This window comes from Myxococcus sp. AB036A (assembly GCF_006547355.1).
Lineage (GTDB): Bacteria > Myxococcota > Myxococcia > Myxococcales > Myxococcaceae > Myxococcus > Myxococcus virescens.
In genome coordinates, this window is sequence record NZ_VHLC01000012.1 from 1 (window position 1) to 25,284 (window position 25,284).

17 protein-coding genes are annotated in these 25,284 nt (G+C 69.3%); 3 read left to right on the plus strand and 14 right to left on the minus strand.

All coding sequences use genetic code 11. The features are described 5' to 3' along the window. On the minus strand, nt 1-570 hold a 570-nt coding region (locus FL344_RS07245), incomplete at its 3' end, for a rhomboid family intramembrane serine protease (protein WP_141618006.1). 135 nt (nt 571-705) lie between these two features. On the opposite strand from FL344_RS07245, the gene FL344_RS07250 reads away from it, so the two are divergent. After that, nucleotides 706-2,430, plus strand: a complete 1,725-nt coding sequence (locus FL344_RS07250) for an FHA domain-containing protein (RefSeq protein WP_141618007.1) — start codon at nt 706-708, stop codon at nt 2,428-2,430. A 73-nt stretch (nt 2,431-2,503) separates the two neighbouring features. Further along, nucleotides 2,504-3,097 carry a response regulator gene (locus FL344_RS07255; protein WP_002634367.1) on the plus strand — a complete coding sequence of 198 codons (594 nt, stop codon included), beginning with the start codon at nt 2,504-2,506 and terminating at the stop codon, nt 3,095-3,097. Nucleotides 3,098-3,131: 34 nt separating this feature from the next. Here FL344_RS07255 and FL344_RS07260 read toward each other — a convergent pair whose 3' ends face one another. From FL344_RS07260 to FL344_RS07270, 3 genes are read right to left on the minus strand one after another with little or no spacing between them, the layout of a single operon-like run. Then, complete coding sequence (locus FL344_RS07260) at nt 3,132-3,914, minus strand: enoyl-CoA hydratase/isomerase family protein (protein ID WP_141590702.1); 783 nt, start codon at nt 3,912-3,914, stop codon at nt 3,132-3,134. 2 nt (nt 3,915-3,916) lie between these two features. After that, nucleotides 3,917-4,129 carry a biotin/lipoyl-binding carrier protein gene (locus FL344_RS38935; RefSeq protein WP_011555548.1) on the minus strand — a complete coding sequence of 71 codons (213 nt, stop codon included), beginning with the start codon at nt 4,127-4,129 and terminating at the stop codon, nt 3,917-3,919. 45 nt (nt 4,130-4,174) lie between these two features. Further along, complete coding sequence (locus FL344_RS07270; RefSeq protein ID WP_141618008.1) at nt 4,175-5,527, minus strand: acetyl/propionyl/methylcrotonyl-CoA carboxylase subunit alpha; 1,353 nt, start codon at nt 5,525-5,527, stop codon at nt 4,175-4,177. 137 nt (nt 5,528-5,664) lie between these two features. Between FL344_RS07270 and FL344_RS07275 the strand changes: the two genes are divergently transcribed. Then, the gene (locus FL344_RS07275; protein WP_141590707.1) at nt 5,665-6,054 is read left to right on the plus strand and encodes a hypothetical protein; all 390 of its coding nucleotides are present in this window, start codon (nt 5,665-5,667) and stop codon (nt 6,052-6,054) included. Between the two features lie 21 nt (nt 6,055-6,075). On the opposite strand, the gene ftsZ is transcribed toward FL344_RS07275, so the two are convergent. The 10 genes from ftsZ to murD form a co-directional block, all read right to left on the minus strand. Further along, nucleotides 6,076-7,293 carry a cell division protein FtsZ gene (gene ftsZ, locus FL344_RS07280; protein WP_090490184.1) on the minus strand — a complete coding sequence of 406 codons (1,218 nt, stop codon included), beginning with the start codon at nt 7,291-7,293 and terminating at the stop codon, nt 6,076-6,078. Nucleotides 7,294-7,626: 333 nt separating this feature from the next. Then, nucleotides 7,627-15,588 (minus strand): Ig-like domain-containing protein, encoded by a 7,962-nt coding sequence (locus tag FL344_RS07285; RefSeq protein ID WP_141618009.1) that lies wholly within the window; start codon nt 15,586-15,588, stop codon nt 7,627-7,629. A gap of 397 nt (nt 15,589-15,985) precedes the next feature. Continuing rightward, complete coding sequence (gene ftsA, locus FL344_RS07290; protein ID WP_011555553.1) at nt 15,986-17,218, minus strand: cell division protein FtsA; 1,233 nt, start codon at nt 17,216-17,218, stop codon at nt 15,986-15,988. A 46-nt stretch (nt 17,219-17,264) separates the two neighbouring features. Further along, a complete protein-coding gene (locus FL344_RS07295) occupies nt 17,265-18,119 on the minus strand; it encodes a cell division protein FtsQ/DivIB (protein WP_186817786.1) in 855 nt (284 codons plus the stop codon). Nucleotides 18,120-18,273: 154 nt separating this feature from the next. After that, nucleotides 18,274-19,230, minus strand: coding sequence for a D-alanine--D-alanine ligase (locus tag FL344_RS07300; protein WP_141618010.1), 957 nt, complete (start codon nt 19,228-19,230; stop codon nt 18,274-18,276). Next, nucleotides 19,227-20,159, minus strand: coding sequence for a UDP-N-acetylmuramate dehydrogenase (gene murB, locus FL344_RS07305; RefSeq protein WP_141618011.1), 933 nt, complete (start codon nt 20,157-20,159; stop codon nt 19,227-19,229). The genes FL344_RS07300 and murB overlap by 4 nt, the downstream gene beginning before the upstream one ends. A 4-nt stretch (nt 20,160-20,163) precedes the next feature. After that, entirely contained in the window at nt 20,164-21,582 is a 1,419-nt protein-coding gene (gene murC, locus FL344_RS07310; protein WP_141590717.1) for a UDP-N-acetylmuramate--L-alanine ligase, read from the minus strand. Next, nucleotides 21,579-22,730, minus strand: coding sequence for an undecaprenyldiphospho-muramoylpentapeptide beta-N-acetylglucosaminyltransferase (murG, locus tag FL344_RS07315; protein WP_141618012.1), 1,152 nt, complete (start codon nt 22,728-22,730; stop codon nt 21,579-21,581). Before murG ends, murC begins: the two co-directional genes overlap by 4 nt. After that, nucleotides 22,727-23,893: a putative lipid II flippase FtsW gene (ftsW, locus tag FL344_RS07320; protein WP_141590721.1), complete on the minus strand. Its 1,167-nt coding sequence runs from the start codon at nt 23,891-23,893 to the stop codon at nt 22,727-22,729. The genes murG and ftsW overlap by 4 nt, the downstream gene beginning before the upstream one ends. A gap of 4 nt (nt 23,894-23,897) precedes the next feature. Then, nucleotides 23,898-25,265: a UDP-N-acetylmuramoyl-L-alanine--D-glutamate ligase gene (gene murD, locus FL344_RS07325; RefSeq protein ID WP_141618013.1), complete on the minus strand. Its 1,368-nt coding sequence runs from the start codon at nt 25,263-25,265 to the stop codon at nt 23,898-23,900. Nucleotides 25,266-25,284: the final 19 nt, after the last annotated feature.

Here is a 25,284-nt window from a genome sequence, read left to right on the forward strand (position 1 = left end):
GTGCCAGCGTGGCTCCAGGAAGACGCCCGCCAGCAGCCCCGCGAGCAATCCGCCCAGGTGCCCCGCGTTGTCCACGCCCACCGACGTCCACCCTATCCATACGAAGACGAGCACCGTGGGCACCGCGGCCTCGCTGGACATCCACCGCGCCGGCAGCTTCGCCCGGTGACGCCGGCCCAGGACGAGCAACGCCCCCACGCAGGCATATACGAGCCCGGAAGCCCCCACGCTCACCCCCCCGGAGTTGCCGAGCGAGCCCGCCATGGTGGCCAGCCCCGCCGCCACCAGCAGCGCCGCGTAGTCCCGGCGCCGGCACAGGCGCTCCAGGCCGCTTCCCGCCGCCAACAGCACCAGGACATTGAGCGCCAGGTGGGGGAAGTCCCGGTGCAGGAAGTGGGCGGTGACGAGCCGCCAGACCTGGCCCGCGTCCACCACCAGAGGCCCCGCCTTCGCGCCCCACCGCAGCAGGGTGTCCAGCCCCACCGGCCCCGCGGCTCGCGCCGCGCCGTGGATGCCCACCAGCACGGTGGCGAGGATCAACGTGAGCCAGGGCGCCCCCCCAAGTCGCATTCCACCGGCCGATTGACCGATGGACAACAGCCTCGGCTGCCCCTCTTCCTCGGGAGAAAGTCGTGTCTTTTGAGGGGGATACATGGCTTGTACAGGGAAAGGCCGTTCTGCTATGACTGTACGCGGATCGGACCCGTGCTGAAGCTCATCATCGAAGACGACGAGGGGCGCAAGACCGTTGTTCCTTTCGTGCGTGACGAGATCACCATCGGCCGTCAGGAGGGAAACACCATCCGCCTGACGGAACGGAATGTGTCTCGCCGTCACGCACGATTGGTGCGACTCAATGGCCACGTCGTAGTGGAAGACCTGGGGAGCTATAACGGCACCCGGATCAACGGCGAGCGAATCGCGGGTCAGTCGCCCCTGAAAGAGGGTGACCTGGTCCAGATTGGCGACTACGACCTCGCGCTCCAAGCGGAGGGCGCGGCCAACGCCGTAGGCCCCATCACCACCAAAGTGCCCGCCCGTCGGCCGGAGCCCGAGCCGGAGGAGGACGACTCCGACGACGACGAGCCGGAGGAGAGCGAGCACACCCCGCCCTCCCTCAGCGCCGCGGACGCGCGCCGTCACTCCACCTCCATCATCCGGTTGGACCAGGTGGAGGCGGATCGGCCGCGCAAGGTGGTGGACGTGCCCGCCGAGGACGCTCCCCGCCTGCTCGTGCTGTCCCCGGACGAGCTCAAGGGCCAGGAGTTCGCCTGCATCCGCACGGAGCTGCGGATCGGCCGCACCGACGACAACGACATCACCTTGGATCATCGGTCGCTGTCGCGCACCCACGCCAAGCTCGTCCGCGAGGACGCGGGCGAGTGGCGCGTCATCGACATGCAGTCCGCCAACGGGATGACGGTCAACGGTGAGAGCTACGCACAGGCCACGCTCGCCACCGGTGACATCATCGAACTGGGGCACGTGAAGCTGCGCTTCGTCAACGCCGGTGACGCGTCGGACGACGTGGCCGCGGGTGGCGGCTCGCGCTCGAAGCTGCCCCTGGTGGCGAGCCTCGCGGCCCTGCTGCTCGGCGGAGGCGGCGGAGCCCTCTGGTACATGAACCAGCAGGGCACCCAGCCGACGGCGCCCCCCGTCATCGCGCAGGCGCCCACGCCCCCTCTGGACGAGGATCCGCAGCCGACCATCGACGAACCGGCCGCGGCCAACGACACCCCGCCCACGACGGCAACGGCGGCTGCGCAGACGCCTGAAACGCCACCGCCCCCGCGTGGTCCCTCCATGGAGGAGCAGCGCGCGGTCGCTGACAAGGCGATTGCGGCGCGAGACTTCGACGCGGCCGTGGAGGCGCTGGAGCGCATCAAGGATGCCAACGGCCAGCGCCCCCGTGACGTGGAGACCCGGCTCGACGAGGCGCGCGCCGAGCAGTTGATGAAGCGGCGGCTCGACGACGTCCGCAACGCCCTGGGCGACGGCAAGCTGCCGGAGGCCGAGGAAGCCCTGCGCGAGAGCGCCGCCACCAAGGCGTTCGCCAAGGAGTACGCGGCGCTGAAGACGCAGGTCGCCGAGGCCCAGAAGAAGGCGGCTCCGCCCGCCGCGGTTCCCACCTCCGGCACGGAGAAGGCGCCGCCTGCCGCGCAGTCCGCGGCGGCCAAGGCCCAGGCGGACGGCTTCGACCACATCAAGGGTCTGCGCTACCGGCAGGCCATCGAGCAGCTGAACAAGTGCCTCGACCTGGAACCCACCCGCGCCGAGTGCCACCTCTACCTCGGGTCCGCCTACGCGAATGACAACCAGCCCGAGAAGGGCGCGGTTCACTACAAGCGATTCCTGGAACTTGCGCCCAATCACGCGTACTACGAGCGCGTGAAGGGTTTGGTCGAGAGTTACGAGAATCCCAAGAAGTAGTGGTCTGCCGGAATCACCCTCGCCCCCGAGGGTATTCCGGTCCCATCGCACTGAACTGCAGCGAGGAGACGCTGTGCAGATTCGCATCCTGGTAGTTGATGATGAGCAGGACAACTGCGACTACCTCAAGCTGGTCCTGACCCGTGAAGGCTACGAGGTCGTGACCACGACGGACCCCACCCAGACGGTGGAAATCCTCCGGGGCTCCGACTTCCACCTCGTCATCCTCGACATGATGATGCCGCAGATGTCGGGCACCGAGGTGTTGGAGCAGATTCGCAAGTACGACACGGACGTGGCCGTCATCGTCGCCACCGCGTACCCCACGGTGGACACGGCGGTGGCCTCGCTCAAGGCGCAGGCTTCCGACTACGTCAAGAAGCCCATGGAGCCGGAGCAGTTCATCACCGCGGTCCGCAACGCCCTCCAGAAGAAGGGCTTGTCCCAGGACCCGGAGGCGGACCTGCACCGCGCTATTGGCCGCACCATCCGCGACGCACGCAAGACGCAGGAGCTCACGCTCAAGCAGCTGGCGCGGCGCACGGGCCTGTCGGTGTCGCTGCTGTCGCAGATTGAGCGCGCGGAGTCCTCCGCCTCCATCTCCTCGCTGTACAAGATTGCCTCGGCGCTGCAGCTGCGCATGGGCGAGCTCTTCGGCGATACCTGATGTCGCCGAGGCAGTGCCCCGCCGGCCGCCCTGACTAGCGGCCGGAGAAGCGGGGCGGGCGCTTTTCAAGGAAGGCCGCCCGCCCCTCCTTCGCGTCCTCGCTCCCGAAGGCCGCCGCGCGCAAGCCGCGCAGCCGCGCCCGGTCTGCTTCCTCCAATGGAGCCCGAGCCAGACGCCCGAAGGACTCCTTCATCCCCGACACCGCCAGCGGTGCATGGCTCGCCAGGGTGGCGCACAGCGCCAGTGCGCGTGTCTCCGCGTCCGCCAGGCAGTCATCCAGCAGCCCCCACTCCAGGGCCTCCCGCGCGCTCAGCTTCCGCGCAGCCAGGAAGAGCTGCTTGGCGCGCGCCACGCCCACCAGCCGCGCGGCCCGAGCCAGCCCCTCCGGGGAGTAGACGATGCCCAGCTTCGCGGGGGGCATGAGGAAGACGGCGTTGGGCGTGCCAATGCGGAAGTCGCACGAGGCCGCCAGGTCGAAGCCGGCACCCACCGCAGGGCCCTCCACCAGCGCCACACTGGGCGCGGGGTGGGACTCCAGCTTCAGCAGGCACTCCACCAGCAAGTCATCCGGCAGCCGTCCGCCCGCGCCCGGGGGGCCCAGGTGCGTCAAGTCATAGCCGGAACAGAAAGCCCCGCCCGCGCCGCGCACCAGCAAGGCGCGCACATGCGGGGCGGGCTCCAGCGCCGCGTCCAGCCGCGCCAGAAGGCCGTCATCGAGCGCGTTGCGGCGGGCCGGGTTGGACAGCGTCAACACCCGGACCCCGTCGTCGCGGTCCTCGACGTTCAGCGAAGCGCCTGTCGCGACGACGGGCTCCACTGCTAACCGAGCACCACGAGGACATCGCCCTCGTTGACCGACTGCGCCTCCTTCACCCGAATCTCCTTCACCGTCCCGCCATCCTCTGCCTCCACGGGCATCTCCATCTTCATGGATTCGAGGATGACGAGCGTGTCGCCCGCGTTGACCTGCTGGCCGACCTGAACCTCAATCTTCCACACCGTGCCGGTGATGTGCGCCGCTACGTCCGCCATGAATCCGTGCCTCCTCAGGGGTGGTTGGGGCTGGAGCGGGCCCCGCTACGCCGGCTTGGCGTGGTGCTCCAGGAAGTGCGTGTCCAGCTCGCCGGCCTGGAAGGCCGCATCCTGCACGATGCGCAGGTGGAGCGGGATGTTCGTCTTGATGCCTTCGATGCGGAACGACTGGAGCGCCGCCACGGAGCGCTCAATCGCCTGCGCCCGCGTCTCACCGGTGATGATGAGCTTGGCAATCATCGGGTCGTAGTTGGGCGTGACGGTGTTGCCCTCGCCGTAGCCCGCGTCCAGCCGGACGCCCTCGCCCGTGGGCGGCTGGAACACCTTCAGCGGCCCGGGGGACGGGAAGAACTTCACCGGGTCCTCGGCGTAGATGCGGAACTCCAGCGCCGCCCCGCGCCGCTTCACGTCCTCCTGCTTCACCGTGAGGCGCTCGCCCGCGGCGATGCGCAGCTGCCAGCCGATGAGGTCCAGCCCCGTAGTCAGCTCCGTCACCGGGTGCTCCACCTGGAGGCGGGCGTTCATCTCGATGAAGTAGACCTCACCGTCCGAGTAGAGGAACTCCACCGTGCCGGCGTTGGCGTAGCCGAAAGCCTTCGCCGCGGCCACCGCGGCCGTGAAGAGCTTCTGCGCCAGCTCCGGGTTGCGCCCGTCCGCGAACAGCACGGAGGGGGCTTCCTCCACCACCTTCTGGTGGCGCCGCTGGATGGAACATTCCCGCTCCAGGCAGTGGATGAGGTGGCCGTGCTGGTCCCCCAGAATCTGGACCTCGATGTGCCGGGGCGCCGGGAAGTAGCGCTCCACGTACACGCCTTCCTTGCCGAAGGCGGCCTTCGCCCGGTCCGTGCACTGGCGGTAGACCTTCTCCATCTCCGCGGAGTTCCTGGCCACCGCCATGCCAATGCCACCGCCGCCGCTGGCCGCCTTGACGAGCACCGGGTAGCCGATGCGCTCGGCCTCCGCCAGCGCGCTGGCCACGTCGGGCACCACGCCCTCGCTGCCGGGCACCACGGGAACCCCCGCGGCGGACACCAGCTTGCGGGCCTGGCTCTTGTCCTTCATCCGCGCCATGGCCTCCGGCGGCGGTCCCACGAAGATGAGCCCCGCGTCCGCGCAGGCCTGGGCGAACTCGCCGTTCTCCGACAGGAAGCCGTAGCCCGGGTGGATGGCCTGCGCACCCGTCTGCTTCGCGGCGTCCAGGATGGCGGCGGTGTTGAGGTAGCTGTCCTTGGCCGGTGCGGGGCCGATGCGCACCGCCTCGTCGGCCTCTTTCACGAAGGGCAGCTCGGCGTCCGCGTCCGAATAGACGGCGACCGTCTTGAGCCCCATGCCCCGGGCCACCACGCCGATGCGGCGGGCAATCTCTCCCCGGTTGGCGATGAGCAGCTTCTGGAACATGGCGAAACCCCTGGGGTGCGGGTGCGAAAGGGCGGCGAACCTAACCCTCGCTCCCTCCCAAGACAAGGGTGCGAACGGACGTGCAACAGGTCCCTACAGTCCAGTAAATTTGCGGGTCTACGAGGCGGTGTCGTACCTTGCTCCCCGTGACGCCCCCCACCTCCTCAAGCCCTGGCGGCGTGGTCAATCTGCACCACGCGCGGCGCGCCAAGCGCCTGGACCTCTACCGTGGCCGGCACGCGGACCGCGTGCGCTTCGTGCGCACCACGCTCGAGACGTTGACGCAGAGCGGCACCCTCTTCACCGAGGAGGGCACGCGCCGCGGCCTCTCCCTGCTGAAGGCGCTCCAGCTGCTGCAGCGGGCCCACGCGCGCCTGGAGGAAGTGTCCGGCGACGGCGTGCTGCCCGCGGCCCGGCTTCCGGAGCGCGTGGACGCGCTCTATTCGGAAGTCGACGGCCTCTTCGCCCGCGCGGACACCCTGTCTGCACGCGACGAAGCCAGCGTGGCCCAGCTTCCCGCTCGCTGAGCCCCGCGTCTCCCCTGCCCCTTACGGCAGTTCCGTCTGGCCCTGCCGCCGCAGGAAGGTGGGGATGTCGAACTGGTCCTCGTCCAGCGGCAGCGGCGCGTCCTTCACCACCGCGGTGCGGGCGCTCACCGACTTGGCGCTCTCCACCGTCAGGGGCCGCGAGCCGCTGCCCTTCGTGGGCACCAGGCTGGCGACTTCCTCGCGCGCGTTCGCGAGCACGGACGGCGCCGGACGCGACAGTGGCACCTGCACCACCGGCGCCACCGTGCGGACCTTGGGCGCGTCGCGGTGCACGAAGCCCGTGGCGATGATGGTGATCTTCACCTCATCCGAGATGTTCTCGTCGATGAGCGAGCCGAAGATGATTTCCGCCTCGCTGTCGGCGGCGTCGTGCACCAGCGTCAGGGCCTCGTTGACCTCCTGTAGGGTCATGTCGCGGCCACCGGTGATGTTGATGAGCAGGCCCGTGGCGCCGTCGATGGAGACGTCCTCCAGCAGCGGGCTGGCGATGGCCTGCTGCATGGCAATCAGGGCGCGCTTGTCACCGGTCGAGTTGCCCGTGCCCATGAGCGCGATGCCCTTGTCGCTCATGATGGTCTTCACGTCGGCGAAGTCGACGTTGATGTAGCCGTGGTACTGGATGAGGTCGCTGATGCCCTGCACGGCGTTCAGCAGGACCTCGTCCGCGCGCTTGAAGGTCTCCAACAGCGGCATCGGCTCGTTGGAGAGCGACAGCAGGCGCTGGTTCGGAATGGTGATGAGCGTGTCCACCGCGGCCTTGAGCTCCACGATGCCCTGCTCGGCCTGCTTGCGGCGCTTGTTGCCCTCGAAGAGGAAGGGCTTGGTGACGACACCCACCGTGAGGCAACCCAGGCTCTTGGCGATGTCCGCGATGATGGGCGCGGCGCCCGTGCCGGTGCCGCCACCCATGCCGGCGGTGACGAACACCATGTCGGCGCCCTCGAGCACCGCGGCAATCTGGTCACGCGACTCCAGGGCGGCCTCGCGGCCCATCTCCGGGTTGGCGCCCGCGCCCAGGCCCTTCGTCAGCGTCTGGCCCAGCTGAAGCCGGGTGGGCGCCTTGCTCGCGGCGAGCGCCTGGACATCGGTGTTGGCGGCGATGAAGTCCACCCGGTCCAGCTTGGACAGGATCATCGTATTGACGGCGTTGCAGCCGGCCCCACCCGCCCCGACGACCCGAATCTTGGCGGCCTGCTTGTTCTGATCGAACTGGTCCATGGTGGTCCTCTCGCCCGGAGTCGCACGATGCAGCGCGCGTGCTCCCAACCCCCACAATCATCAGCAAGTCCCACGCTTTGGCAAGTATTCCGCTACGAGCCTGTAGCGGGATGCTGCGCGTCTGAGTCCTGACGCGCACTTACGCCAACCCATGGACGTGCAGGCGTGCGACGCGGTGGGTGAACTTCGCCCCTTGACTCGCGATACACGGCACTGCTTGGCGGGTGGGGCGCAGCATGCCCCAAAAAACGACGGGTGGCCCCGAAATCTCTTTCGGAGCCACCCTCGCTGAAATCACCCGGTGTGTTTCACCGGGGATTCAGAGCCCGTGGGTCAGTGCGCCTCGCGTTCCACTTCCACCTTCCCCACGCGGAGGATGGTGAACCCCACGCGGCGGTTGTTCTCACGGCCCTTCGCCGTCTTGTTGGTGTCCACCGGCTTCGTCTCGCCGTAGCCCACCGCCTCCATGCGGCCCTCGGCGATGCCCTCCTTCACCAGGAAGGCGCGCACGTTGTTCGCGCGGCGCTGGGACAGGTCCAGGTTCTTCGCGTCGTTGCCCTGGTCGTCCGTGTGGCCCTCGATGCGGAGCAACTCCACCTGCGGGTTGGCGCGCAGCACCGCGGCCGCCTGCTTCAGCAGCGGAAACGAGCGGGCCAGGATGACGTCCTTTCCAGTGGCGAAGTAGACCTTCTCCAGGATGACGATGCGCTCGCCATCGACGAGCACCTTCACCTTGCCCTTGTCGGGGCAGCCGTCCTCGTCCTGGAAGCCGTTGATGGTCTCCGGCTCGTTCGGGCACTTGTCCTCGGCGTCGGGAATGCCGTCCCGGTCGTTGTCCGGGTCCGGGCAGCCGTCCTCGTCCTGGAAACCATCCTTGTCCTCGGGAGCATTGGGGCAGCGGTCATCCGGATCCATGATGCCGTCGCCATCCGTGTCCACCGGCGGCGGAGGCGGCGCCACGTCCGGGCAGCCATCCGTGTCCTCGAAGCCGTTGACCGTCTCCGGCTCGTTCGGGCACGTGTCCGCCGTGTCGGGGATGCCGTCCGCGTCGTTGTCCGGGTCCGGGCAGCCGTCCTCGTCCTGGAAGCCGTCCTTGTCCTCGGGCTCCGTCGGGCAGGCGTCGTCGATGTCGAGGATGCCGTCGCCGTCCGTGTCCACGGGCGCGGCCTGCTTCGGCTCGCGGGACGGCTCCGGGCTGTAGCTGAAGCCCGCGAGCAGCCGGAAGCCCGGCGTGCCGTAGCCGCGGGTGAGCCCCGGCCCACCGCCCACGTGCGCGGAGAAGCCGCCCAGCGCGCGGTACTTCAGCGCCGCCAACAGCTCCAGCGGGCGCTCCTCGGTGTCCTGCTGCTCCAGGTTCACCGCGCCCACCAGCGTGGCCGCGAGCGCCAGCGGCACCTCGCTCACCGTGAAGGGCAGCTCGGCGCCCACGCCGTAGGACACCGCGTTGCCCAGGTTCAGGTTGCGCAGTTGCTGCTTCTCCCGGAAGTCCACGCCCACGTTGGCAGCCACGCGAAACCGCTCGCCGTATTCGGCCACCAGGCGCGGCTGCACGCCCACGCCCGAGCCCCCGAGGAAGTCGGAGCCGCCGCCCGTGGGCAGCACCACCGGCACCGTCAGGGCCAGGCCGAAGGAGCCCTCCTCCAGGAGGCGGGCCTTGGGCACCAGGCGCAGGTCACCGATGCCACCCGAGCCCACGCCCTGGGCGAAGGACGGGTCCACCATGGGCGCCGCCTGCGAACGCTGGAGCGTCACCGGCAGCAGCACGCCGAGCTCGAAGCGGTCGAAGAGGCCCACCGAGCCCATCAGGTCCACACCCACCTGGCTGCGCACCAGCGCGGTGATGTACCGGCCCGAGCGCGGGTCCATGAAGTTGAGCGGCTTGTCCGCGTAGTTGACGGACACGCCCACGTTCCAACCCAGGTGGGAATGCACCTGGGCGCTCTGAACGCCCAGGATGTCCTTCGAGCTCGGCCCCGGCTTGTACTGCTGCACGTCGATGGACTGGGACGCGGACAGCGTGGGCACCTGCGCCACGGCCGGCCGCGACACCATCAGGACCGCCAGCGCCAGCACGGCGGCGGCGGCCACAGGGGCCCCAGCGGCCCGCCCCGCCGAGCGGCGGTAGCGGCCCAGCAGTGGCAGCCCGAGCAGCAGCAGCGCCAGCGGAGCGAAGGTGCCCGCCCCGCTCGTGCTGCACCCACGGCCGGAGATGACGAAGTCGTCGTTGCCGTCCAGCGGGTTGGTCCCGCCGGTGACTTCCTCGCCGTCGTTCACGCCGCCGCCGTCCGTGTCGGCGTTGTTCGGGTCCGTCTCGCCGTTGTCGAAGGAGCCGTTGCGGTTGGCGTCCTCCGCACCGTCCAGCAAGCCGTCGCCGTCCGTGTCCGGGTTCAGCGGGTTGGTGGGGTTGTTGCCACGCACCTCCACGCCATCCGTCAGGCCGTCAGCGTCCGTGTCCGGGTTGTTCGGGTCCGTCTCCGTGCTGTCGACGCGGCCGTCGTGGTTGGCGTCCTCCTCGCCGTCGCGCAGGCCGTCACCGTCCGTGTCCGGGTTCTTCGGGTCGGTGGTGGTGCTCGGGTCCGCGTCCGGACGGAAGTTGGGCGAGCTGCGGTCCGTGTCCGCCGGAGCGCTCTCCAGCGTCACGCCCATCTCCGTGCCGTCCAGGATGCCGTCGTTGTCGCTGTCCGGGTCCAACGCGTCGATGAGGCCGTCATCATCCGTGTCGGTGATGCCGTCGATGCCGTCCGGCACGCCGTCGTCGTCGCTGTCCGCGTCGTTGGGGTCCAGGCCCTGCGCGATTTCGGTCGCATCATCGATGCCGTCGCCGTCCGAGTCGACGTCGTCCGCGGGGTTGAGCGGATCCGTCTCGCCCGGGTCCACCCGGCCGTTGCGGTTGGCGTCCTCGATGCCGTCACGCACGCTGCCGCCGTCCGTGTCGGGGTTGAGCGGGTCCGTCGTCGTGGTCGGGTCGGAGTCCGCCACGAAGCGCGTCGTGTCCGTGTTGGCGCCCTGGGGCTCGGCGAGGCCCAGCTCCAGACCGTCCGACAGCAGGTCGCCATCGGTATCCCAGTTGTTCGGGTCCGTCTCACCCTCATCGACGATGCCGTTGTGGTTGGCGTCCTCGTTGCCATCCAGGATGCCGTCGTCATCCGAGTCGTCGTCGAGCGGATCCGTCCCCGCGGTATTCACCTCGATGCCGTCCGGCAGTCCGTCACCGTCCGTGTCGGGGTTCTCCGGGTCGGTGCCCAGCACAACCTCCTCGGCGTCCGTCAGGCCGTCGCCATCCGTGTCGACCGCGACCGACCAGTTGTAGGTCGCCGGCGTGCCGTCCACGTTGCCCGCCTCATCCACCGCGCGGACGCTCAGCGTGTGGCTGCCTCCCGCCAGGCCCGTGAAGGTGACCGGGTCCGAGCACGGCACGTACGCCGCGCCGTCCAGGCTGCACTCGTACGTCACCGGGGATTCGTCCGAATCGAAGTCGAACGTCGCGGTGCCAGGCGCTTCCGTCAGCGGCGGGCCGGAGATGATGAGGGTGTCCGGCGCGGAGGTGTCCACCGTCCAGGTGTAGCTGGCCGGCGTCGGGTCCGCGTTGCCATCCTCATCCACCGCACGCACCGCCAGGGAGTGCTCGCCGTCATCCAAGCCCGTGAAGGTGGCCGGGTCCGTGCACGCCGTGAAGGCCGCGCCGTCCAGGCTGCACTCGTACGTCACCGGGGATTCGTCCGAGTCGAAGTCGAACGTCGCCGAATCACTGTTGGAGAGCGCGGGCGGCGTCGAGGTGAACGTCGTCTCCGGCGGCTCCGCGTCCACGATGAACGTGTGCGTCACCGTCGTGCCGGTATTGCCGGCCTCGTCCTCCGCCGTGACGGACACCGAGTGGGGACCTTCCGACAGCGTGTCGCCCACAGGGAGCGACCAGTTGCCAGACGGGTCGGCCACCACCGTGCCCACCGTGACGCCATCCACCACCACCGTCACAGTGCTGCCCGCCTCCGTCGTTCCGGAGTACGTCACCACCGGCACATCGAGCACCGCGCCATTCGCGGGCGTGGTGATGACCACCACCGGCGGCGTTGCATCCACCGTCCAGGTGTACTCGGCGGGCGTCGGGTCCACGTTGCCGGCCGCATCCACCGCGCGCACCGCAAGCGTGTGGTCACCGTCCGGCAGCGGGCCGAACTGCGCCTGCGCTGGGCACGCCGTGAAAGGCGCGCCGTTCAGCGAGCACTCGTACGTCACCGGAGACTCGTTCGACGAGAAGACGAAGTCCGCGGTGGCCACGTTCGTCACCACCGCCGGGCCACTGTCGATGGCGGTATCCGGCGCCGTCGTATCCACCGTGAAGGTGGAGCTCGTCGGAGCGCTGGTGTTGCCCGCATCATCCGTCGCCGTGACAACGACCGTGTACGGACCGTCCGGCAGCGTCACCGGCGGCGTGAAGGTCCAGTTGCCACCGGCATCGACCGGGATGGGGCCGTAGGGCACGCCATCCAGCACCAGCGTCACGGACTCAGCGCCGTCGGCCGTGCCGGTGATGGTCACCACCCCGTCATCCAGCACCGCGCCGTTCGCGGGCGTGGTGATGAGCGGCGCCACCGGCGGCGTCAAATCCACCGTCCAGGTGTGCTCGGCGGGCGTCGGGTCCACGTTGCCGGCCGCGTCTACCGCGCGCACCAGGAGCGTGTGCTCCCCTTCCGCGAAGCCCTCGTACGTCACCGTCTCCGCGCACGGCACGTAGGCCGCGCCGTCCAGGCTGCACTCGTAGGTGGAGCCTGGCTCGGAAGCGGCGAACTCGAACGAGGCCGAATTCGACGAGGTCGGCGTCGCCGGACCGCTCACGACGAGCGTGTCGGGCGCCGTCGTGTCCACCGTCCACGCGTACTGCGCGGGCGTCGGGTCCACGTTGCCCGCCGCGTCCACCGCGCGCACCAGGAGCAGGTGGTCCCCATCCGACAGCCCCGTGAAGGTCGCGGGGTCGGCGCAAGCCACATAGACGCCCCCATCCAGGCTGCACTCATAGGCCACGCCTCCGCCTTCCGAGCGAAGGTCGAAGGTGGCGGTCGCGTCCCGCGTCAGCAGCGTCGGGCCGGAGTCGATGAACGTGTCAGGCGCCGAGAGGTCGACGATGAACGTGCTCGTCACCGGACCCGCGGAGTTGCCCGCCGGGTCGACGCTGGTGATGGACACCGTGTGCGGCCCCTCGTCGAGCGGCTCCGGCACCGTGAAGGTCCAATTGCCGTTCTCATCGACCAGGATGGGGCCGTGCGTGGCGCCACCCACGTCCAGGTAGATGTTGCTGCCCGGCTCACCCGTTCCCGTCAGCGTCGGCGTCCCGGTGGCGACCTCCTCCTGGTCCGCGGGCGAGTCGATGGTCGGCAGCGTCGGGGGCGTGAGGTCCACCGTCCACGCGTACGTCGCGGGGGTGGCGTCTACGTTGCCAGCGGCATCCCGCGCGCGCACCGCCAGCGTCTGGTCGCCCTCGCTCAGCCCCGGGAACGTCTGCGGGTCCGTGCAGGCCACGAAGGGCGCGCCGTTCAGCGAGCACTCGTACGTCACCGGGCTCTCATTGGACGCGAAGTCAAACGTCGCGCTGGTGGCGTTCGTCACCGTCGGCGGCCCACTCACGATGGTGGTGTCCGGCGCGGTAGCATCCACCGTCCACGTCCGGGTGGCGGGCGTCGGATCCATGTTGCCTGCCGCATCCACCGCGCGCACCGCCAGGGTGTGCGAACCATCCGCCAGTCCCGGGAACGTCTGCGGGTCCGTGCAGGCCACGAAGGGCGCGCCGTCCAGCGAGCACTCGTACGTCACCGGGTTCTCATCAGAGCTGAAGTCGAACGTGGCACTGGGGGACGTCGTCGTCCCCGAAGGACCGCTGACAATCGTCGTGTCCGGTGCTGCCGTATCCACCGTCCACGCGTACGTCGCTGGCGTCGGGTCCATGTTGCCCGCCGCGTCCACCGCGCGCACTGCCAGCGTCTGGTTGCCCTGGCTCAGTCCCGGGAACGTCTGCGGGTCCGTGCAGGCCGTGAAGGGCGCGCCGTTCAGCGAGCACTCATACGTCACCGGGCTCTCATTGGAGCTGAAGTCGAACGTCGCGCTGGTGGCATTCGTCACCGCCGGCGGGCCGCTCACGATGGTGGTGTCCGGCGCGGTGGCATCCACCGTCCACGTCCGGGTGGCGGGCGTCGGGTCCACGTTGCCCGCCGCGTCCACCGCGCGCACCGTCAGGGTGTGCGAACCATCCGCCAGTCCCGGGAACGTCTGCGGGTCCGTGCAGGCCACGAAGGGCGCGCCGTCCAGCGAGCACTCGTACGTCACCGGGTTCTCGTTGGAGCTGAAGTCGAACGTGGCGTTGGGGGACGTCGTCGTCCCCGAAGGACCGCTGACAATCGTCGTGTCCGGTGCCGTCGTATCCACCGTCCACGCGTACGTCGCGGGTGTCGGGTCCATGTTGCCCGCCGCGTCCACCGCGCGCACCGCCAGCGTCTGGTCGCCCTCGCTCATGCCTGGGAACGTCTGCGGGTCCGTGCATGCCACGAACGGACCACCGTTCAGCGAGCACTCGTACGTCACCGGGCCCTCGTTCGAGGCGAAGTCGAACGTGGCGCTGGTGGAGTTCGACACCGCCGGCGGCCCACTCACGATGGTGGTATCTGGAGGCGTGGTGTCGGAGACCACGGTGAAGGTATTGGTGTTGCTCAGCACGGACGACACGCCCTGGAGCAGTGCGTAGGCATTCACCGTGTGAGCACCGACGGGCAGATCCGCGGTCGGCGTGAGGCTGAAGTTCCCCGAGGGGTCCGCCGTTGCACGGCCCACTTCGACACCATCCACGAAGATGATCACCGTGGAGTTCGCGGGGGCAGTACCGCTGATGACCGGACGAAAGCCCGTGGTGGAGCCGTTGGCAGGCGTCACCACCACAGGAGCCGCCACATTCGCCGGGAAGGCACCCGGCAGGATGGTGACGACACCGGAATTGCCAGGGGCGGCACCATACGTGAGCCCGTCCGGAGCGCTGGCCGTCGGCTGCGTGCCCGCAGCACCGCCAATGACGGCCGGTGTGCACCCGACCGTCGCGCCCTGAACCAGCACGCGACCACCGCCACCGCCGCCGCCCGTTCCGTGCTCGGGGAAAATCGTACTACCGCCGTTGCCACCACGGGCCGACACTTGGTTGGCCGAGCAGTTCAGGACTCCGGTGACGCGCAGGTACACGGTGCCGCCAGCACCCGCGCCGCCTGCGGCGTCATTTCCATCCCCCAGGGCGTTGCCGCCCGCCAGCCCGTTCGCCGAAACGCGACCGGTCCCCGAAAGTGAGGCAGCGCGGACGAACACGAATCCGCCGCCCGCGCTCCCCGCGCCGGCCGCGTCGTCATTGCCATGTCCAGCGCCACCGCCACCGCCGAACAGCCCATGGCTCACCGCATCGAAGTCCAGACTGGCGCCACCGAGCCCACCCATGGCCCGGGAAACCGTAGGACTGTCCTCCCCGCTCCAGGTGCGCCCGCCGATGCCACCTGCGCCCGCGTTGCTGCCGCCACCACCGCCGGAGTTGTGGCAGACGCCGCCGCCACCCGCGTTGGCGATGTTGCCCCGGCCCGACGTCCCTGCGACAGGAAAGGCTTCACCACCGAAGCGAGCGGGCACCAGCCCCTCGCCTTTCGACGCTCCGCCCGGCCACTCCTGATCCAGGCCAGTGCAGCCATCACCGTCGCCGTTCCAGGCAAACGCGCCGCGGAAACCCAGGCCATCCGCGTGGATGGCCCCCGCGTTGCTCACCGCGCCCTGCGACAGAAAGGCCAGCACACCGCCCGTCGTCCCATTCCAGGGCTGCGCCGTGATGCTGCCCGCGGCGTTCACCGTCACGCTGGTGTACTCGGGCACCCGAATCGCCTGCGTCCCGGTAGCTCCGAAGGCCACCGTGAGAGGCTGCGTGAAGTTGAGCCGCGTCGCCGTGAGGCTCTGAATCCGCGAGAGCTCCCAGCGACCCACCGGGCCTCCCGTCAGGTTGACGGGGGCCTGACTCCCAGACGCGGGCGCCGCCAGGCCCGTGGCCTGGAACACCATCACCAAGTTGCCCACCGCGAAGCCCGCGGACGACTCCACCGTCACGAAGCTCTGCCCCGCTGGCGCGGCGGTCGTCACGCGCGTGTAGGTATTAATGGGCGGGTTAGCGGCGTTGATGGTCAGCGCGCCGCTGCTCCCGTTCCCCAGGCCGAAGGTATCTGCAGCGGCCTTCGCCACAGGACCCAGCAGCGCCGCGCACAGCAGCACCAGGGGTGCGACGGCCAAGCCGAGGCGTCCTCGGGAAACCCGCTCAAGCAGGGGAACGTAAAAGGTCTTTCGAGTCATAAACCTGGGGTCGTTGGGGGGGGTGTGGGCCCAGCGGCAAATGCCGCACATAGCAATCCGGGAGCCAGCCTCTGTCCAATCTACGACCCTGGAGATTCCGAGGATTTCAGCGCCCGGCTCACGGGGTATCCCGTGCCCCATCCGAACCACGGATCCAGATTCCGGAAACTGGACCGGCTCGGGCACTTCGGAGGGCAACCCACCAGGTCGGCTGACGCGTCAAACCAGGACGCTGACGCGTCAACCGGGACGCAGGGTGTGTGGCCCACGGCCAACAAAAAAGGGCCCCCCTTTCGGAGAGCCCTTTGGCAACGCGGTGGGCGCTCGGCCCGGCGCGTCAGAAGATTTCCTCGAGCCACTCGCGCATGCGGCCCTTCACCTTCTTGTACACGTTCTCCTCGCGGATGCGGAACATGCGCCGGTCCAGGTGGCGGGCGCCGTAGACGACCAGGCCCACGCCGGTGGCGTACATGGGGCTCTTCACCACATCCACCAGACCGCCAATGCCGCGCGGCATGCCGCGGCGGACGGGGAGGCCCAGCACTTCCTCGGCCAGCTCCGGCATGCCGGCCAGCAGCGTGGAGCCACCCGTAATCACCACGCCCGAGGCCAGCAGGTCCTCGTAGCCGCACTTCTGGATTTCGCGGTGCACGAGCTGGAAGATCTCCTCCACGCGCGGCTCCAGTATTTCGCAGAGAATCTGCCGCCCGAGCACGCGGGGATGACGGCCCCCGACGCTGGGCACTTCAATGGTGTCGTCCTTGTTGATGAGCGACGACAGCGCGCAGCCGTACTTCTGCTTGATGCGCTCGGCCTCGTGCGCGGGGGTGCGCAGGCCAATGGCGATGTCGCTGGTGAGGTTGTTGCCGCCCAGCGCAATCACCGCCGTGTGGACAATGGAGCCGCCGGAGAAGATGGCGATGTCCGTGGTGCCGCCGCCGATGTCGACGAGGCACACGCCCAGCTCCTTCTCGTCCTCGCCCAGCACCGCCTCCGCGCTGGCCAGCGGCTGAAGGACGATGTCGGAGACATTCAGGCCGGTGCGGTTTGCGCACTTGACGATGTTCTGCGCGCTGGACACCGCGCCGGTGACGATATGGACCTTGGCCTCCAGCCGGACGCCCGCCATGCCCAGGGGCTCCTTGATGCCGCCCTGGTCGTCGATGATGAACTCCTGCGGGAGGACATGGATGACTTCCCGGTCCAGCGGAATCGCCACGGCCTTGGCCGCATCAATGACCCGGGCGATGTCCGCCTCGCGGACCTCCTTGTCCTTGACGGCGACGATGCCCTGGGAATTGAAGCCCTTGATGTGGCCTCCGGCGATGCCCGTGTAGACGTGGGAAATCTCCGCCCCCGCCATGAGCTCCGCTTCTTCCACCGCGCGGCGGATGGAAGAGACGGTCGCCTCGATGTTCACCACCACGCCCTTGCGCAGACCCTTCGACGGATGCGTCCCGATACCGATGATGTCGATGCCGCTGTCGGTCAGCTCTCCGACGATGGCGCAGATCTTCGTCGTGCCGATGTCGAGGCCGACGATGATCTCCCCCGACTTCTGCTTCGCCATGACAACCCTCCCAGGCCCCCCACTCTCGTGAAAGGGGCGCGTCCTCTTACCGCATCGAAGCCCCGCTCCTCTCGGACGCGGGGCTCGAAATCTTCACCGCCACCCAGCCGGGCCGGGCACGGTTATCCAGGTGAATGATCTCCGCTGCAAGCCCCCTCGCACCCAGTTCGCGCCGGACACGGGCAAGACGCTGCAGCTTGACCTCTGAATCTCCTTCACCCAGGCGCACTTCCTGCCCGGACGCCGTCACCAGCGCCAGGCTCTGCGCCTCCAGGCGGACCTCCGACAACTGTTCGGCCTTCTCGGGTGACAGCCGCGCGTACGCGCTGGCCACCGTCAGCGCCGAACGGAGGCGCTCCCGCGCCGCCGCCGGGTCCGCCACATAACCTTCCCGGTCCAGGCCCGTCACCAGGGGCAGGTCCAGTCCGTCCCCGGGCGTCACCCGCTTGAAGGGCTCGCCCTCCTCGTCCAGGACGTACAGCTCCCCCAGCACCGCCATCGCCACCGGCACGTGCTCCGTCACCTCCACCGACACGCGGTTGGGGAAGCGACGCGTCACCTCCACCGTGCGCAGCCAGGGGTGCTGGTGCATGGCGCGCTCCAGCGCGTCCACGTCCAGCGTCCACAGGTTCTGCCCCTTCGTCAGCGCCGCCAGCCGCAGCAGCTCCACCCGGGAGGCGCGCTGGAGGCCGGAGAAGGACACCGCCTCCAGTTCGAAGCGCGGCGACGTCAGCGCCCACTCCCGCAGCGCCACCCCACCCCACACCAGCAACCCGGTGCCCAGGGTCAGCCCCAGCACCTTGAGCACGCCCGGCCCGTGCGAGCGCACCGCGCCCCGGACCGCCTCTTTCTGCTGGGCGGCGTCCTGACGGCGGCGGTTCTTGGATTTACCGAAGGCCATGGGGAGAAAAGGGTTGACGCATGCTGTGCCCGGTTCGGGAGCCACGCCAGTTTTTGGCTACAGGCACGTCGCTGTAGCGCAAGCCGCCACACAGGGGCTTCGGAAATTTTCGAAGGAGGCCGACGCCAAGTTGCGCCGGCCCCATACCAGACGCTCAGGCCTTGAGACACGCGCCCAGCAGCAGGCGCTCACACAGGGCGGGAAAGTCGATACCGCGCCCCGCGGCAATCTTGGGCAAGAGGCTCGAGGCCGTCATGCCCGGCAGCGTGTTGGTTTCCAGCAGGAACACATCGCCTCCGTCAGTGACGATGACGTCCGACCGCGAGCCCCCGCTACACCCCAGGGCCTGGTGCGCGGCCAGGCACACCTCGTTCACCCGCGCATACTGATCCGGAGGCAGGGGCGCGGGGAAGAGGTACTGCGTGCCGGTGCCCGCCTTGTACTTCGCGTCATAGTCGTAGAACTCGCGCGCGGCGCGGACCTCGATGACGCCCAGGGCCTCATCGTCCAGCACGCCACCCTGCACTTCGCGTCCCTTGACGAACTGCTCCACCAGCAGGGTGCCCGCGTACTTCGCCGCGTCCGTCACGGCGGCCTCGTAGGCGTCCCGCGTCTTGCAGATGTGCACGCCCACGCTGCTGCCTTCGCGGCTGGGCTTCACCACCACTGGAAACGGGAAGGGCAGGCTGTCCACCGCCGCCAGCGCCGACGCGGCGTCCCTAAAGGAACGGTACGCGGGCGTGGGGATGCCGTGGGCCACGTAGACCTGCTTGGCGTACACCTTGTCCATGCCCAGCGCGGAGGCCAGCACGCCGCTGCCGGTATAAGGAATGAAGAGCGACTCCAGCAGTCCCTGGAGACAGCCGTCCTCGCCATAACGCCCGTGGACGGCCAGCCACGCCACGTCCACCTTCTCCGCCGCCAGACGCGCGGGCAAATCCCGGCCCACGTCAATCTCCACCACGTCGTAGCCCAGCCCGCGCAGCGCCCCGGAGACGGCCTCACCGGTGCGCAGGGACACGTCGCGCTCCGCGGACATTCCGCCCAACAGCACACCGACACGCTTCTGCTTGAGCTCGTCCTTCGTGAAGGCACCGCGGTTCGGAGTCACAGGAAGTCTCCCAGGCGCTTGACTTCGGGTTTCATGTCAACGCCGGACTGCTCGAGCACCCGCTGCCGCATGAGGGTGACGAGTCCCAGCACGTCACGGGCGGTGGCACCGCCCAGGTTCACAATCCAGTTGGCGTGCAGGGTGGACACCTGCGCGCGCCCCAGCGAGTACCCTTTCAGGCCCGCCAGTTCAATGAGCCGTCCGGCATGGTCGCCCGGCGGGTTGGTGAAGACGCTGCCGAAGTTGGGCTGACTGAGCGGCTGTGTCCGTTTCCGGTAACCCAGGTCCGCGTCCATGACGGCCTTGGAGGCCACCACGTCCCCCTTGCGCAGCGCGAAACGCACCCGGGTGACGACGCCGCCCGGCGGCAATTCGGAGTGACGGTAGGAATACGGCACCTGCGCCTTCGTCAGCCACCCCACCCCGTCCGCCGTGGCCACTTCCACCGCCTCGATGACGCGGAAGGCCTCGCCGTTCTTGGTGCCGGCGTTCATCGACACCGCGCCGCCCAGCGTGCCGGGGATGCCGGCCAGGAACTCCGCGCCCACCAACGCGTGGGCCCGCATGACGTTGATGAGGCGGACGATGGCCGCCCCCGCGCCCAGGGTGAGCCGCCCTTCCTCGGGGCCCACGTCGGCCACCTCCGGAAAGAGGTCTCCTGGCAGCTTCAGCGTCAGGCCGGGCACCCCGCCGTCCCCCACCAGCGTGTTGGCGCCGCCGCCCAGAATCGAAACGGGGACACCCTCTTCGCGCGCCAGCTTCAGCAGCGCCACCAGCGCCTCTGGCGAGCGCGGGCGCACCAGGGCTTCCGCGGCGCCGCCGGCCCGGACGCTGGTGAGAGGCGCCAGCGGTTCGCCCGCCTTCACCTCGCAGCCGCCCAGCGACTCCACGCGCGCCGCCAGCGCCGTCTTCACGCCCGCTTCCACCATGGCGCTAGTCCTTCGACAGGGGGGTGGTGCGCAGCAGCTCGAGCAACTCCGGCCCCACGTGGGTGATGTCACCCGCGCCCAGCGTCAGCACCAGGTCACCCTCGCGCAGACGCGGCAGCAGCGCCGCCGGCAGGTCGGTGCGCTTCTCCACGAACGTGACGTCGCGGTGGCCGTGGGCGCGGACGGCGTCCGCCAGCGCGTCGCCCGTGGCGCCATGGATGCGCTCCTCGCCCGCCGCGTAGACGCTGGTGACGAAGAGCACGTCCGAATCATTGAAGGAGGTGGTGAACTCCTTCATCAGGTCATGCGTGCGCGTGTAGCGGTGCGGCTGGAAGGCCACCACCACCCGGCGTCCGAAGGCCCGCCGTGCGCCGGCCAGCGTGGCCAGCACTTCCGTGGGGTGGTGCCCGTAGTCGTCCACCACGGTGATGCCCTGGGCCTCGCCGCGCACGGTGAAGCGCCGCTGCACGCCGCCGAACTCGGCCAGCGACTCGCGGACCGTCTCCAGCGGGATGTCCATCTCCTCCGCCACGGCGATGACGGCCAGCGCGTTGAAGGCGTTGTGCGCGCCCACCATCCGCACGCGGAACTCGCCCAGCGACTCCTCCCGGCGGTAGGCGTGGAAGCGCGTGGTGAAGCCATCCAGTTGGATGTTCTCCAGCCGGTAGTCCGCCATGTGCGAGCTGCCGTAGGTGACGAAGCGCTTCTCGATGCGCGGCAACAGCGCCTGGACGTTGGGGTTGTCCAGGCACAGCACGTTGAGGCCGTAGAACGGCACCCGGTTGCAGAACTCCACGAAGGCGGACTGGAGCGTGTCCAGGTCGCCGTAGTGGTCCATGTGCTCCGGATCGATGTTGGTGACGATGGCAATGGACGGATGCAGGTGGAGGAAGCTGCCGTCGCTCTCGTCGGCCTCCACCACCATCAGCTCGCTCTTGCCCAGCTTGGCGTTGGAGTCGAGCACGTTCACCTTGCCGCCCACCACCGCCGTCGGGTCCAGCCCCGCCGCGCTCAGCACGGTGGCCACCATGGACGTCGTCGTCGTCTTCCCGTGGCTGCCGGCCACGGCGACCGCGTACTTCAGGCGCATCAACTCCGCGAGCATCTCCGCGCGGGGGATGACGGGAATCTTCCGCTGCCGGGCGGCGACCACCTCCGGGTTGTCCTTGCGCACCGCGGAGGAAATCACCACCACGTCCGCCTGAATCAGGTTCTGCGCGCGGTGGCCTTCGAAGAAGGTCGCGCCCATGCGGACCAGGCGCCGGGTGATGTCGCTCTCGCGCAAGTCGGAGCCGGACACCCGGTAGCCCAGGTTCAGCAGCACCTCGGCGATGCCGCTCATGCCGATACCACCGAGCCCCACGAAGTGGACCTGCGCCGCATGGCGCGTCTTGAAGAGGCTGGGGGGCTTGTTACGTGTCACGAATGGCTCCTGGGGGCCTTCTTCTCGGCTTCGATGGGGGTGCGCTCGCGGCCGTTGGGGCCCCACGTCTGGACCATCAGGTCCACGCACACGTCCGCCAGTTCCTTGGCGGCCTCGGGACGGCCCAACAGGCCCGCCTTCTTCTCCATGCTCTTGAGGCGCTCGGGGTGGCTCTTCAGCTCGCGAATCGTCTGCGCCAGCTTCTCCCCGGTGAGCTCCGACTCGCGAAACATCAGCGCCGCGCCAGCATCCACCAACGCCCGCGCGTTGACGGCCTGGTGGTCGTCCGTGGCGTGGGGGAAGGGAACCAGGATGCTGGCCTTCTTACAGACGGTCAGCTCCGCGAGCGTCGTCGCGCCGGCGCGACAGACGACCAGGTCCGCGCGGGCATAGGCGCTGGACATGTCGTCGATGAACTCCACCACCTCCGCCTGGAAGCCCTTGTCCGCGTAGCCCTTGCGCACCGACTCCAGGTCGTTCTTCCCCGTCTGGTGGACGAAGTGCAGGCTGTCCTTCAGGTCGCCCAGCGAGTCCAGCGCTTCCGTCATCCGCTGGTTGATGCCCCGCGCGCCCAGGCTGCCGCCGAAAACGAGCACGGAGAAGCGCTCGTGCGCGACGTGGCTGCGCAGGTAGTTGTCCATCAGCTTGCGGCGGATGGGGTTGCCGATGAGCTGGACCTTCTTCTCCGGGAAGAAGGCGCGCGCCTCCTCGAAGGCGATGAACACCACGCGCACGATGCGGCCCAGCACCTTGTTGGTGAAGCCGGGCAGCGCGTTCTGCTCCTGGATGGCGGTGGGGATGCCCATCAGCCACGCGGCCAGCACCACCGGCCCACTGGCGTAGCCACCCACGCCCACCACCACGTCCGGCTTCTGCCGGGCGAGGATGCGAAAGGACTCGATGAAGGCCAGCGGCAGGGCGAAGAGCGCCTTGAGCAGGGACACGAAGCCCTTGCCCTTGAGGCCCTGCACCTTCACCAGCTCCAGCGGATAACCTTCCTTCGGCACCACGCGCGACTCGATGCCGCGCTCGGTGCCCACGAAGACGACCTCGTTGCGGTGATGCCGTGTCACCACCTCTTCCGCCAGGGCGATGCCCGGAAAGAGATGTCCGCCCGTGCCCCCACCCGCGATGAGCACCTTCATCATGCCGCCACCTCCCGCATGTCGGTTCCCACCCGGCTGGGCCTCGCGACCCCCTGGGTGTTCGCGCTCAACGACAACAGCACTCCAGCCGCGCCCATCAACACCACCAGCGACGAACCTCCGTACGACACGAAGGGCAGCGTCAGCCCCTTCGTCGGCAGCAACCCCATGGCCACGCACATGTTGACCGCGGCCTGGAACGCGATGATGGAGCTGATGCCCAGCCCCAGGTACGTTCCGAACGTCTCCCCCGCCGCCAGGCTGGCCCGGACGCCGCGCCACAGCACGACGCCGTACAGCACCACCAGCAGGCCCACGCCAATGAGGCCCGTCTCCTCGGCGATGATGGAGAAGATGAAGTCCGTGTGGGCTTCCGGCAGGAAGAAGAGCTTCTGCCGCCCGTCCCCCAGGCCCAGGCCGACCACGCCGCCCGAACCGATGGACATCAGCGACTCGGCCACCTGGTAGCCCACGTCATGCCGGTGCGCCCACGGGTCCATGAAGGCCAGGATGCGCTTCATGCGGTACGGACTGGAGGCAATGGCCACGTAGGCCAGGGGCAACGCCAGCAGCACCATGCCGACCAGGTAGCTCAGCTTCGCGCCGGCCGCGAACAGCAGCACGAAGAGCATGAACACCAGCAGCACGCTGCTGCCGAAGTCGGGCTGCATCATACAAAGCAACACCAGGATGCCGCACAGCGCGAGGTGCGGAACGAAGCCCACGGAGAACTTCGCCACCTTCTCCCGCTTCTTCGCCAGCGAGTAGGACAGGTAGACGACCCAGGCGAACTTCGCCACCTCCGCCGGCTGCAGGCCAAAGCCCGGCAGGCGAATCCACCGCCGCGCGCCACCCGCCGTGCTGCCGATGCCGGGGATGTTCACCAGCACCAACAGGACGATGGCCGCCAGCAGCAGCGGATAGGCCCAGCGCGCCAGCCGGCGCCAGCCAATCTTCATGGCCACGGCCATGGCGACCAGCCCCAGGCCCGCGGCGACGAGCTGGCGCTTGAGGAAGTAGAGGCTGTCGCCCAGCTTGTCCTGCGCGAGCACCGCGCTGGCCGAGTACACCATCACCAGCCCGAAGCTCACGAGCCCGAGCACCGCGCAAAGCAGCACCGGGTCGAAGCGCACGAGGGCGGAGGACGGAGGAGAAGGGTTCTTCATGCCGTCACAGCGCCTCCACCAGGCGCTTGAACGAATCGCCCCGGTCCTCGAAGTTCTTGAACTGATCGAAGGACGCGCACGCGGGCGACAGCAGCACCTTGTCACCCCGCTCCGCCAACTCCCGCGCCCGCGCCACCGCATGGGCCAGGGTGCCGCACGCGTGGACCTCCGCCGCGCCGGCATAGGCCCGGGCCAGCGTGTCCGCGTCGTCGCCGATGGTGAGCACGCCCTTCACCTTGCCCTGCCCTGCCTCCACCATGGGCGCGTACGACGCGCCCTTGCCCTTGCCGCCGGCAATCAGCCACACGCCGCTGGAAAACGCGCGCAGCGCCACCAGCACCGAATCCACGTTGGTGGCCTTCGAGTCATTCACCCACTCGACGCCATCCAGCACGCGCACGCTCTCCAGCCGGTGCGGCAGGCCCGGGTAGCCGTCCAGCCCCGCCTGCACCTCGCCGGAAGTGACGCCGCCCAGGCGCGCTAGAAGCGCCGCCGCCATCGCGTTCTGCGCGTTGTGGGCGCCGCGCAGCGCGCGGTTCGTCAGCGTGTAGTGCTCGCCCAGGAAGGCCAGCCGGAAGCCGCCCGGCTCCGCCACCGCCAGGCCCGCCAGCGCCGGGGCGTCCGCCACCGGCTTGCCCGTGAGGCTGAAGCCGTACACCGGCGCCTTCGCGCCGCGCGCCAGGCCCAGCACGTCCGCGTCGTCCGCGTTCACCACCGCGAAGTCGCCGGCCTGCTGCTGCTGGAAGATGCGCGCCTTCGCCTCGCCGTACGCCGCGTGGCTGGGGTAGCGGTCGATGTGGTCCGGCGTCAGGTTGAGGATGGCCGCGCCCCGGGGGCGCAGCGTGCGGATGCCCTCCAACTGGTAGCTGGACAGCTCCACCACCAGCGCATCCCAGTCATCCGGGGACAGGGCCGCCTCGCTGAAGGGCCGGCCCAGGTTTCCACCCACGAAGGTGCGCTTGCCGCCGCTGGCGAAGAGCGTGCCGGTGAGCGCCGTGGTGGTGCTCTTGCCGTTGGTGCCGGTGATGCCGAACAGCGGTACGCCGGACAGCAGGCGGCCCGCCAGCTCGACCTCGCCCCACACCGCCACGCCCGCCGCGCGCGCGGCCTGGATTTCCGGTAGCGCCAGCGGCACGCCCGGGCTCACCACCACCAGGTCCTGCGACGCGAGCAGCCCCGGCGGCGTGGGCCCGGACACCAGCGTGGCGCCCAGCGCCTTCACCTCGTGGGCCACCGCGCCCAGCGCGTCCTCGCCACGTGCGTCCAGCGCCGTGACGTCCGCGCCCTGCTGACGCAGCAGGCGCAACGCGGCCACGCCGCTCTTCGCGAGCCCGAACACCAGCACCTTCTGACCGGACAGCGCCAACGTCATGGCCGTGCCACCTCCGGCT

Bases quoted from the DNA above. Each gene is read 5' to 3' on its own strand.
- FL344_RS38935 (WP_011555548.1), bottom strand. From the start codon at position 4,129: ATGGCGGACGTAGCGGCGCACATCACCGGCACGGTGTGGAAGATTGAG.
- FL344_RS07270 (WP_141618008.1), bottom strand. From the start codon at position 5,527: ATGTTCCAGAAGCTGCTCATCGCCAACCGGGGAGAGATTGCCCGCCGC.
- ftsZ (WP_090490184.1), bottom strand. From the start codon at position 7,293: ATGGACCAGTTCGATCAGAACAAGCAGGCCGCCAAGATTCGGGTCGTC.
- ftsA (WP_011555553.1), bottom strand. From the start codon at position 17,218: ATGGCGAAGCAGAAGTCGGGGGAGATCATCGTCGGCCTCGACATCGGC.
- FL344_RS07295 (WP_186817786.1), bottom strand. From the start codon at position 18,119: ATGGCCTTCGGTAAATCCAAGAACCGCCGCCGTCAGGACGCCGCCCAG.
- murB (WP_141618011.1), bottom strand. From the start codon at position 20,159: ATGGTGGAAGCGGGCGTGAAGACGGCGCTGGCGGCGCGCGTGGAGTCG.
- murG (WP_141618012.1), bottom strand. From the start codon at position 22,730: ATGATGAAGGTGCTCATCGCGGGTGGGGGCACGGGCGGACATCTCTTT.
- ftsW (WP_141590721.1), bottom strand. From the start codon at position 23,893: ATGAAGAACCCTTCTCCTCCGTCCTCCGCCCTCGTGCGCTTCGACCCG.
- murD (WP_141618013.1), bottom strand. From the start codon at position 25,265: ATGACGTTGGCGCTGTCCGGTCAGAAGGTGCTGGTGTTCGGGCTCGCG.